Below are 1,442 nucleotides of genomic sequence, written 5' to 3'. Positions count from 1 at the left end.
GCGCAGGGCCGCGCCGCGCCGCGCCGCGCAGGGCCGCGCCGCGCCGCGCCGCGCAGGGCCGCGCCGCGCCGCGCCGCGCAGGGCCGCGCCGCGCCGCGCAGGGCCGCGCCGCGCCGCGCAGGGCAGGGGCTCAGTCGGCCATCTCGGCGCTGGCCCGGTACCGGCTGCGGTGTGCGATCCCCGCGCTGCTGACGGTCACGCGGCAACTACGATCCATGCCATCGTCGCGAGAACAGGCACGTGTCACCGCGTCACTGTCGGACGGCGGGCGTACCGGTGGCGAGGGCGGACACGGGAGCAGCCGATGAACACCGATGACACGCTCACCCGGATCAACGAGGGCGTGCAGTTGCACCACCAGCAGGGCCGGCCTGCGGCTGCCCGCGACCTGTTCGCCCAGATCTGGGATGAAATCGGCGAGGAGCAGGGTGATCCCCTGCATGTCTGCGTGCTTGCGCACTCAATGGCCGATGTGCAGGACGACGTCCAGCAGGAGCTGGTCTGGGACCAGCGCGCCCTGGCGGCGGCGGATCTGCTCACCGACGACCGGGTCGCGCGGGCCGGGGTGCCCATGTCGGTGGCTGCCCTGTATCCCTCGTTGCACCTCAACCTGGGAGAGTGCTACCGCAGGCTCGGCGATCTCGACCGGGCACGCGAGTGCCTCCAGCAGGCGCAGGCGGGGATCGGCGCGCTCGGCGACGACGATTACGGAAGGCTGATCAGGGGTGGCCTGGATCTACTGACACAGCAGCTCGCCAAAGAATAGGCACGCCTCGCCAAAAAATGGGCACGCCGCCGGCCCCGCCGGCTGGCGGGCTGTGGGCTGGCGGGCTGTGGGCTGGCGGGCTGTGGGCTGGCGGGCTGTGGGCTGGCGGGCTGTGGGCTGGCGGGCTGTGGGCTGGCGGGCTGTGGGCTGGCGGGCGCAGCTTCGCACCCGAGCCGCCTCTGCCCGCGACCGGAACCTCCGGTGGAGTCGAGGCCGGGTGCCGAAGAGCCCCGGCCAGGAAGAGCGACAGATCGCCGGGATGTGTGAGCCGGGAGGTGAATCGCTGACGTCATCAGCTCCAAAGGACGCGACCTCAATAACTTGTCCCCAGCTCCGGCGGTTGTCCACAGCGTTATCCACAGGCTGGAACGAGGGTGTTGAACCTGTAGCGGGACAACGGAAGCATGGTCGACGTGACGACCAGGGACGCCCTACCGGCCGATCTGGGTCGGACGGTCCGGGCGCTACGCCGAGAAGCCGATCTGAGCCAGCGGGAGTTGGCCATGCGCTCGGGAGTACCCCAGGCGACCATCGCCCGGATCGAGTCGGGCAGGGCAGTCGATCCACGGTTCCACACGATCGAGCGACTGGTGCAGGCGGTCGGCGGGACCCTGACGGTGTCGCTGCCGACGGTCCCACTGCCGACCACGTCACCTCCCGCCCCGCCCCCGACTCC

At 71.6% G+C, this 1,442-nt stretch carries 2 protein-coding genes; both read left to right on the top strand.

All coding sequences use genetic code 11. The features are described from left to right. Positions 1-304 precede the first annotated feature (304 nt). Complete coding sequence (locus AC0AIB_RS30955; protein WP_328340663.1) at positions 305-766, top strand: tetratricopeptide repeat protein; 462 nt, start codon at positions 305-307, stop codon at positions 764-766. Positions 767-1,179: 413 nt separating this feature from the next. After that, positions 1,180-1,442, top strand: a 263-nt coding sequence (locus tag AC0AIB_RS30950; protein ID WP_465098038.1) for a helix-turn-helix domain-containing protein, incomplete at its 3' end; no start/stop codon positions are given.

Source organism: Micromonospora sp. DSM 43699 (assembly GCF_055517075.1).
Note: the sequence above shows the minus strand (reverse complement) of the source record. Positions and strands in the feature narration are given on the sequence as shown.